Below are 9,083 nucleotides of genomic sequence, written 5' to 3'. Positions count from 1 at the left end.
GGTTTATATTACCCGCTTACCTTTAAAACATACTAATTTATTTAAATTGTCGCTCCATCACTTCAAAATATAGCAGTTATTCATATCCATGTTTTGAAACCTCAACCTTTATCTCAAACACACTCAAAATAAAAAAGAGAGTCTCACTCTCTTTTTATCCTTTCCAAATAACAAATGCCATGTATGCTACATAAAGCAACACTAAGAAGGCACCCTCTGGTTTATTAATTTTACGTTTTGAAGCCGCAAATCCATAAGTAATGAATGACGCTGCTAACATAATGAACATATCAAAGAAGACGGCATTATTAATTGTGATTTCATGAATAAATGATGAAATACCTAATACGAAGAAAATATTAAAGATATTCGATCCAATTACGTTACCAAGGGCAATGTCACTTTCACCTTTACGAGCTGCCACAATTGATGTGACTAGCTCTGGAAGTGAAGTTCCCACTGCTACAATTGTTAATCCGACCATACTTTGACTCATTCCAAAGGTAATGGCAATATCAGAAGCAGCATCAACTACCCAGTCACCACCTAAAACAATTCCAACAATTCCGACTAAACATAATCCAATACTTTTTGGCATTGAGTACGTTTTAATCTCTTCTTCCTCATCCGTACCATTTTTACGAGAGGTTAAGGCTAATTCAATTAGATAGTACATAAAGATTCCAAGTAACACTAATAACATAATTCCATCTGCACGTGTTAAGACGTTATCGGGATAATTATGATATTTTGAATCATATCCTAAAACGATAAGAACGAAAGCCCCCATAATTGCAAATGGAAACTCCTTCGCAATAATGGAACGTTTAACATTTAAGGGGCAAATAAAGGCGGCTACTCCAACAACAACTAATAAATTGAAAATATTCGATCCAACAACATTCCCAACTGTAATATCATTTGCACCTGCAAATGCTCCTGTAATACTAACTGCTGCTTCTGGGGCACTTGTACCAAATGCCACAATGGTTAATCCAATAATTAAACTAGGAATTTTCAATGATTTTGCAATTGAAGACGCGCCATCTACGAACCAATCCGCACCTTTAATTAATAAAATGAAACCAATAACCAAGATAATATAACTCATTTATTTCACATCCTTTATTAAATTTTATCCTAGGATTGTATTTTGTAAGAAAATACTCAGACCAATAATAATTAAAATAATACCTCCGACAATCTCGGCATAATTTTTTAAATATTTTCCAACTTTGTTTCCAAGCACGACTCCAGCATAACTAATGACAAACGTAATTCCTCCAATTAAAGTGATCGCCCAAAGAATATTCACATTTAAAAAGGCAAACGTCACTCCAACTGCTAATGCATCAATACTCGTTGCAATGGCCAAAATCATTAAAGATTTCGTACTTAATGGATTGCCCTCTTCAAACTCATCCTCATCATCTTGAAAAGACTCATATAACATCTTTCCACCAATAGCACATAATAAAATTAAAGCAATCCATGGTGTAAAGGCATGAATATATTTTTCAAAACTTTGTCCACATGCCCATCCAATAAACGGCATTAGTGCCTGAAAACCACCAAAGAATAATGCAACTTTCGCTGCTTGGTGAGGTTTAGCTTCTTTCAAACTAATCCCTTTTGCGATAGCTACGGTAAAAGCATCCATCGCTAAACTAATCGCAACAAAGACCAATGTAATAAGCCCCATAAGTGACCTCCTATTTAATTTTTTCATTTAAGCTGAGAAAAGTACGCAATAAAAAAACGAGAATCTTACATAACAAAAAAAGCTGTTATGTATGAGTCTCGTTATTTAATATTAAGCCAGAAACTAAGTTCGCGGTTGTTGACTTAATCACATCAAAGATGCCAACTACTCCCTCATCATTAAATGAGTTATTTAATTATAACGAGATTATTATACTATATTTAGATTTTATAAATCAAGAAAATTATACCAATATCTAAAGAGACTATTCTTAGTATTTACAAAAATATCAATTTTAACACACTAATTCACAGATTCTGCTATATCTATGCCATGAATGGGTGATCAAGCTTGAACGACTTCAATCTAAACTTATTATAGGGAAATTTTAATATGAATGAAACAACTACTTGAACATGTAAATTTAGAAATTCACAAGGTCAATTACGTTCAATTAATATCCATAGTCTAGCTGATGACTTATCATCTGAAAAAATCACTAACTTTATGCCATATGTCATTGATAGTAAGGTCTTAGTTATTAACTAGGGCTAACCTAATTTAAAGTTCATCAGTATCATAGTCGCTTCAGTTACTAGAATATTAGTTTAGACTAGCAAGTAAAAGCCTCCATTCTTTTGATGAGGGCTTTTTAATTTATCTAAAATCTTATGACTTCTTTACAACTCAAACGACGTAAATCCAACTTTTTCGTCGCCTTCACAGTGTATAATGAGAAAATCATATGGAGGTGAATGCTGTGAGCCGTTATCAAAATAAACAAAAAAAGATTTGGTTTAATATTATCACACTTAATATTTTAACTTTAATTATTGGGGGATGCGCGTACTATTATTACGAAACAAGCACACTCATTAAATCATTAAATACTAAAATTGAGCAACAAAATCAAACAATTGATCAACAACATCATGCCCAAACAGCATTAATTGATGCCAATCATTCGCTACAACAACAACTAGAAGAGGCCCTACAAACAAAACTAACATTAGAAGATGAAAATACATCTCAAGAAGATCAACTTGTAGCATTAACTGAGCAAAATGAGCAACTCAATCAGAATATTAGTAGCTTGAGCAGTCAGTTAGATGAACTAACTAAATTAAACGAACAATATATCGCCGAACGACCACTCAGTGTTATAGATCTTGAAACAAAATATCGAAAACTTCTTGGAGAGGCACAAACTAAAGCGAGCGAACTAGAGACAGCAAAAAATGAAGTTCAAAAAGAACATGATAAAATCCAAAACTATTATAATGAAATTAACGAACATTTTTATATTAAAGATGATTTAAAAGTAAAACTTGTTGAAACAAGAACGGAAAATCAGCATTATTGGGTCACTGAAGTGATTTCGTCTGATACCACTCCTCTAAAAGGGGCGATGGCCAATGATACGTACAATGGAAATCGGGAGACTATCTCCTCTATGGCCAATCGTTTAAATGCCGTACTTGCCATTAACGCCTCAGGCTTTTATGCTAAAACAAATAAACCGATGGGAACTGTCGTTCGCAACGGAGAACTTATTAGCCTTGACTCTGCCTATACAGAGGAAATTTTATCTTTACAATCAGATGGCAATTTAAATTTTACAACTGTTAATACAGAAGAAGAATTTAATTCCGGTGATATTGAGCAAACCTTTACTTTTGGTCCTATTCTTATTCGAGATGGACAAGCTACTCAGTTAAGTGATAAAAGTCGTCATCCAAGAACCGCAATTGGTCAACTCAATGATAATCGATATGTGATTGTTGTTGTTGAAGGGCGAATGGAAGGTGCGGATGGAATGACCTTAAATGAACTTCAACAAATTTTTTTAAATCTCGGATGCAAAACTGCCTATAACTTAGATGGTGGTGGATCGACTAGCCTTTACTTCCAAGGAAAATTAATTAACACTCCCTCTGATGGAAGTGAGCGCTCAGTGGTCGATATGATTTATTTCTAAAAGAACTTTCTCATAAATGAAAGTTCTTTTTTTACATAACTCCATTTCTTTACTAAATAACAATCATCTGTATAAATAAAATAAAGTCTCCACCCATGTAAGTGATGAATTAAGAACATCTCTTTTACATAGAAAATTGGACTGTTTAAGTCAAAAACACAAAAAAAGAAGCCTTGGCTTCCTTTTTATTTTGATGAAATAATTTTTAAGGCTTCTTGATTAAAATTTTGTGCCCAATCTTGTACCTTTTTTTCTTTAACAACTAACTGTGGACAAATCTCTGCTAGTGGAATCATCACAAAATCACGTTCTGTCATATATGGATGTGGCACGATTAAACGTTCACACTCAATGGCCTCATCATTATAAATTAAAATATCCACATCGATCACACGAGGTCCCCACTTAAACTCACGTACACGTCCCAGCTCATTTTCAATCTGTTGACAAACATCCAATAGTTCAATTGGAGCTAACGTCGTTTCAATTTCAACAACCAAATTCATAAAAATATCTTGATCAACATATCCCCATGGGACTGTTTCATACAAAGATGATAACGTCGTAATCATTATTTGTTCGTGATGATTTAGTATTTGAATCGCATCATACAAATAACGCTTTTTATCTCCCATGTTTGAACCTAGTCCTAAATAGGCTTTATTCATTGTCATCGCTCCTAACGTGTCACTGTTAAACTAACAGCAGCTGTGCCATTAAAGTTTGCGATGGGTGGTTGCATTTTACGAACCTCAACTTTTACTTTCTCAACTGATGGATAAGTTTCAATTAACTTATTTCCAATACGATAAGCTAACGTTTCTAATAGATCAACATGTTCACCATACATCACATCTTCAACTAAAGCATACGCATCCGCGTAATTAATCGTTAAATTTAACGCATCAACTGCTCCTGCTTTTGCGACACAATCTGTTGTCATCCATACATCCACTTTAAATTTTTGATCAAATTCATATTCATGTGGACAAGCCCCATGGCGTGTAATAAAAATCATATCATTCAACATAATTTTTCCCATATTTATATCCTCACTTTATACATAATTTAAAAGGGTTTGCATCACTTTTGCTGCCCGCGAATTTTCAAGTACATCATGTACACGCACAATTTCAACTTCTTGACTCACAGCAAAGCAAGTAGCTGCCATTGTACCTTCCGTACGATTGTTAACATCAAGCCCGCCAAGTAAATGTCCAATCGATCCTTTCTTACTTACACCAAGTAAAATTGGATACCCTAGGTCATGTAATTCGGAAACTCGTTGCATTAATTCAATATTACCCTCAACAGTTTTAGCAAAACCAATTCCTGGATCAATAATAATTTTATCGTCTGGTACTCCAGCTACTTTCACTAGATCAATACACTCTTTCAGCTCAGCTTTCACTGTATCAACAATATCTTCATATTCTGTTAATTCACCACTAATCGTAGTGATACAATTTGTTTCATTTAAATTCGGCTTACGATTGTGCATTAAAATAACATAAGCACCACTTTGAGCCATAACTTCTGGCATTAATGGATCAAACTTAGCACCACCAATATCGTTAATAATTGTCGCTCCCACTTCAACCGCTTGTCTTGCCACTTCTGCTTTATAAGTGTCTACTGAAATGGGCACATCAATTTCACTCGCTAATCGTTTAATAACAGGAATTACACGCGCTAACTCTTCTTCAAGTTCTACAATAGTTGAACCCGGACGTGTCGATTCACCACCGACATCAATAATATCGGCCCCATCTGCTACCATTTGTTTAGCTCGAGCCACAATCTCATCTAAATCTTGATAACTTCCTCCATCTGAGAAACTATCTGGGGTAGTGTTTAATATTCCCATAATTAATGTCTTTTTTTCACTTGGCCACATCATAATCCCTCATTTTTCATCAATATCCATAACTTAGTATAAGTATAATTCATCTTTTTCATGAAGTAAATAAAGAAAAAGCATCGATTACTCGATGCCTATTTTTGTTCAGTTAGCTCTTCTCCATGTACTTTGAAATATCCCTTTGGATGCTTACAAACTGGACAGATAGTCGGTGCTGCTACTCCATAATGAATATGCCCACAAACTTGACACTCCCAGGCAACGGGAGTTGCCTTTTTAAACATCGTGTCATCCTCTAACTCTTTGGCTAATTTCGCAAATCGTTTACTATGTATTTCCTCAATTTTAGCAATCATATTAAATGAAGCTGCAATTTGATTAAATCCTTCTTCTTTTGCCACTCTAGCAAACGTAGGATAAACTTGTTCATGTTCATGACTTTCGGCAGCGACAGATGCTAATAAGTTTTTCACCGTATTTTCTTGATATAAATCAACAGGATAAGCCGCATCAATCTCAATTTCTTCTCCATTGAACTCTTCAGCTAAATACTCAAAAAAGATTTTTCCATGCATACGTTCCTGTTCAGCGGTATAGTTAAAAACATCCGCTACTAATGGATAACCTTGTTTTTGTGCAATCCCTGCATAAAATGTATATCGGTTTCTAGCCTGCGATTCTCCCGCGAATGCTCTCATTAAATTTTTATGTGTTTCAGTCCCTTTTAAAGATGCCATATTCCCAACCTCCGTTAATCTGAATGATAATTTTATTGTGGGAGGTTCAAAAAAGATTATTCAAAAAAATTCAAACTTTAATTAATCTGCTATCAGTCACACACAAAAAGGACTCGCTTTCTCCTATTTTTTTGTTCATTAATATTTTTCTTGTAAATATCTACAAATCAGTACAAGCTGTGAATTAAATTCTTTTACATACGGTAATGTCGTATCTTTTTTCGGTTGAAAGCAGATAATTTCATCATCAGCAAATGATAAGATTAATCGGTGACAATTCTCAGCTAATTGGTACTCACTTTTCACAAGATAACGAAGACTTCGTGTAACTACGCGAATCACTTCTAAATCATAAGTAATCGTGATGAGTTGATAGGTTGGCGTAAAAATATAAAGAATCAAATCCTCATCACGACAGTATAAGTTTTTAGGATAGACGAGGATTTCATTATCTAAAATAAGGATTTCATCTAAAGCTTTTAACATATAAATAAGCGCAATCGATTGTGAATCAATATAACGCATTGAACTTTCTCTTAACTGGCTAATCGTAATCATAAAAAAACTCCCTTCACAACAACATATGTCGAAAAGGGAGTAGACATGCTTTTATTCAGTGATTCGTAATAAGTAATTATAAATAGCAAGCTGATCTTGATTTACAGGGCTCAGCTTTGGTTCTTTTAAGGTACATGGAACATGAACCACATCTCGAATGAATTTCATTCGTTTTTGAGCGACTTTTTCATAAAATTCTTTTTTATCTTTCGTTCTTAAATAGTTTTTTAATGGTAAGCTTAATTGCTCCAGTTGTGGATATTGATCATAATACAATGCCACTAAGTCAATCGTCGCTACATTTGCACGATCGTACTTCATGGTTTTAGGATTCAATAACTGAGTGTAGTAGTAACTTAGCTCTGTCATAATAGTAACATCTTGTCCATCTTTAGCTAATCGTTTCGTAGATTGGCTGGCATACTTTTGACTGTGTAAACTATGTCTTAAATGACTCGATTCTGCAAAATGTGTATTGATAACATCTTGTGCCATTAACCAATTATAAACACTATAAAAGTTGGCTAATTCTAGATGCCCCAGTTTTGCTAACGTTACAGAAATTCGATTTCTCAAATGACATCTAGCCTTAGCATCCTCCTCATTATGATATAAAAAAACATAAACTTTTAATCGCAATTCAAGTGGTAAATAATCGAGTGGTGTCTTCGGATAAACCCTGAATTTTCCCTGATAAATCCATGCAATTCGCTGAGTTAAGAACTTATTTAAGGTATCCGTTTCTAATCTTGCATCTTGAAGAACATTTTGAAACGATGAATTAAAATATGACTCTAACCGATTGAGCTTTGATTTTGCTAATGAGACATACCAATCAGGTAACGTTTCAGATGCTTTTAACATCTGATAAACATATAAATATTTAATATTCAATAAATAACCTTTGCTTCCTATATCATTACTTGCTTTTTTAAATGGATTCAATAATGTAATATCAGGGTCATGTTGATAACTATCTAATAACTTCTCAGCTTTATAAATAGATTTTTTAAATTTCATATTTCTCACCCCACCTATATCAATTAAACTTTTAGGTTCCTATTACATTATATGCACGATGATGTCTATTTTTGTTAATGCTTTCCGAAAACATAAAAAAAGAAGGGAGGACTTCCCTTCTTCTATTCCACCGATAATTCTGTTTTTTCTTCAGAAACTTCTTCTTCAGTCACTAGCTCAATTGCTTCTTGTTCTGTTTCTAATTCTGCTTTTAAACGTGGTGCAATATCATTTAATAAATAATGACGAACTTGTTTTCCTAAATCTTCACGATTCAAAGCAAAATCAATTGTTGCTTTGATAAATCCAAACTTATCCCCAACATCATAACGTTGACCTTCAAAGTCATAAGCATACACAGCTTGACGATCCATTAAACGGTCAATTGCATCTGTTAATTGAATCTCTCCTCCAGCACCAGGCTCTTGATTTTCTAACATTTCAAAAATCTCTGGTGTTAAGACATAACGTCCCATTACCGCTAAATCAGATGGCGCGTCTTCTACCTTTGGTTTCTCAACCATGCCTGTTAACTTCACCATACGACCATTTTCGGTTGGTGTATGAGACTGAGATGGACGGACAATTCCATATTTCGACACCTCTTCATGGGGTACACGTTGAACTCCCATAATTGAGCATCCAATTTTATTATAAGCTTGAACTAATTGACGCGTAGCTGGATTTTCATCATTAACAACAACGTCGTCACCTAATAAAACGACAAACGGTTCATCTTTAATAAATGTTTTTGCGCATAAAATTGCATGCCCTAATCCTTTGGCTTCTTTTTGGCGCACATAATGAATTTGAGCTAAGTTAGAAATTCCTTGAACCATTTCTAACATATCCGTTTTTCCTTTTTTATCTAATGTATCTTCCAACTCATATGATTTATCAAAATGGTCCTCAATCGGACGTTTCATTGAACTTGTAACAATTAAAATTTCTTCAATTCCAGATGCTACAGCTTCTTCGACAATATATTGGATTGTTGGTTTATCAACAATAGGTAACATTTCTTTTGGTTGTGCTTTTGTTGCAGGTAAAAAACGTGTTCCTAATCCTGCTGCTGGAATAACTGCCTTTCTCACCGGTTTACGCATGATTTCATCTCCATTTCACTTTTAACCGCTTTTTCTAAAGCAATTATATCATAATTTATTCTTACACATTGTAAAATTATTATAGAGATTTAAATTGATGAAATTTCTTATGTATCTTACT

10 protein-coding genes and 1 pseudogene are annotated in these 9,083 nt (G+C 34.0%); 2 read left to right on the top strand and 9 right to left on the bottom strand.

Going from position 1 to position 9,083, the window contains the following annotated elements; all coding sequences use genetic code 11:
* Positions 1–154: 154 nt before the first annotated feature.
* Positions 155–1,111 (bottom strand): calcium/sodium antiporter, encoded by a 957-nt coding sequence (locus NEH75_RS01295; RefSeq protein WP_055242464.1) that lies wholly within the window; start codon positions 1,109–1,111, stop codon positions 155–157.
* A gap of 24 nt (positions 1,112–1,135) precedes the next feature.
* Positions 1,136–1,702: a manganese efflux pump MntP family protein gene (locus NEH75_RS01290; RefSeq protein ID WP_055242462.1), complete on the bottom strand. Its 567-nt coding sequence runs from the start codon at positions 1,700–1,702 to the stop codon at positions 1,136–1,138.
* 432 nt (positions 1,703–2,134) lie between these two features.
* On the opposite strand from NEH75_RS01290, the pseudogene NEH75_RS13585 reads away from it, so the two are divergent.
* Positions 2,135–2,251 (top strand): annotated as a pseudogene (locus NEH75_RS13585) (hypothetical protein); the annotation flags it as partial.
* Positions 2,252–2,462: 211 nt separating this feature from the next.
* Entirely contained in the window at positions 2,463–3,680 is a 1,218-nt protein-coding gene (locus NEH75_RS01285) for a phosphodiester glycosidase family protein (RefSeq protein ID WP_055242520.1), read from the top strand.
* A gap of 185 nt (positions 3,681–3,865) precedes the next feature.
* On the opposite strand, the gene folK is transcribed toward NEH75_RS01285, so the two are convergent.
* The 7 genes from folK to galU all read right to left on the bottom strand — a co-directional run bounded on the left by folK (position 3,866) and on the right by galU (position 8,962).
* Positions 3,866–4,348 carry a 2-amino-4-hydroxy-6-hydroxymethyldihydropteridine diphosphokinase gene (gene folK, locus NEH75_RS01280; protein WP_055277645.1) on the bottom strand — a complete coding sequence of 161 codons (483 nt, stop codon included), beginning with the start codon at positions 4,346–4,348 and terminating at the stop codon, positions 3,866–3,868.
* An 11-nt stretch (positions 4,349–4,359) separates the two neighbouring features.
* Positions 4,360–4,722, bottom strand: coding sequence for a dihydroneopterin aldolase (gene folB, locus NEH75_RS01275; protein WP_055305061.1), 363 nt, complete (start codon positions 4,720–4,722; stop codon positions 4,360–4,362).
* Between the two features lie 15 nt (positions 4,723–4,737).
* Positions 4,738–5,577: a dihydropteroate synthase gene (gene folP, locus NEH75_RS01270; protein WP_055305060.1), complete on the bottom strand. Its 840-nt coding sequence runs from the start codon at positions 5,575–5,577 to the stop codon at positions 4,738–4,740.
* 98 nt (positions 5,578–5,675) lie between these two features.
* A complete protein-coding gene (gene rbr, locus NEH75_RS01265; protein WP_055277651.1) occupies positions 5,676–6,278 on the bottom strand; it encodes a rubrerythrin in 603 nt (200 codons plus the stop codon).
* Between the two features lie 138 nt (positions 6,279–6,416).
* On the bottom strand, positions 6,417–6,836 hold the full coding sequence (locus NEH75_RS01260) for a DUF3908 family protein (RefSeq protein WP_055277653.1): 420 nt from the start codon (positions 6,834–6,836) through the stop codon (positions 6,417–6,419).
* Positions 6,837–6,887: 51 nt separating this feature from the next.
* Entirely contained in the window at positions 6,888–7,856 is a 969-nt protein-coding gene (locus NEH75_RS01255; RefSeq protein ID WP_055305058.1) for a hypothetical protein, read from the bottom strand.
* A 122-nt stretch (positions 7,857–7,978) separates the two neighbouring features.
* On the bottom strand, positions 7,979–8,962 hold the full coding sequence (galU, locus tag NEH75_RS01250) for a UTP--glucose-1-phosphate uridylyltransferase GalU (protein ID WP_055305056.1): 984 nt from the start codon (positions 8,960–8,962) through the stop codon (positions 7,979–7,981).
* Between the last annotated feature and the right edge of the window lie 121 nt (positions 8,963–9,083).

Origin of the sequence: Turicibacter sp. T129, from assembly GCF_025594975.1 — a bacterium.
GTDB classification, from domain to species: Bacteria; Bacillota_I; Bacilli_A; order MOL361; family Turicibacteraceae; genus Turicibacter; species Turicibacter bilis.
The sequence above is the reverse complement of the archived record's forward strand: the minus strand, read 5'-3'. Positions and strand labels throughout refer to the sequence as shown.